The organism is Zoogloea sp. LCSB751 (genome assembly GCF_002028455.1).
Classification (GTDB): Bacteria; Pseudomonadota; Gammaproteobacteria; order Burkholderiales; family Rhodocyclaceae; genus Zoogloea.
This window is the reverse complement of record NZ_MWUM01000408.1, coordinates 1-252: the sequence shown is the minus strand read 5'-3', so window position 1 is coordinate 252 and position 252 is coordinate 1. Positions and strand designations below refer to the sequence as shown.

The following is a 252-nucleotide window of genomic DNA, read 5'->3' as shown; positions in this document are numbered from 1 at the left end:
AAGCCGCTCATGGCGGCGCGGGGCCGCAGAGCATGGAAGTTGGGATAATCAAAGTGGAGGCTAAGCCACAGGTTATCCAAGTCGAGTTACCGGGTCGTAGCAAGGCATTTCTTGAAGCCGAAGTTCGTCCTCAAGTGAATGGCATTATCACTAAGCGTAGCTTTGTCGAAGGCGGCAATGTGAAGCAAGGCGAATCTCTTTATCAAATTGATTCTGCGCCTTATAAAGCTGCACTTGTCAGTGCAAATGCTG

At 50.0% G+C, this 252-nt stretch carries 1 protein-coding gene; it reads left to right on the top strand.

The features are described 5' to 3' along the window. Window positions 1–32: 32 nt before the first annotated feature. The coding region (locus B4920_RS27145) for a biotin/lipoyl-binding protein (protein ID WP_305847136.1) at window positions 33–252 on the top strand (220 nt) is incomplete at its 3' end.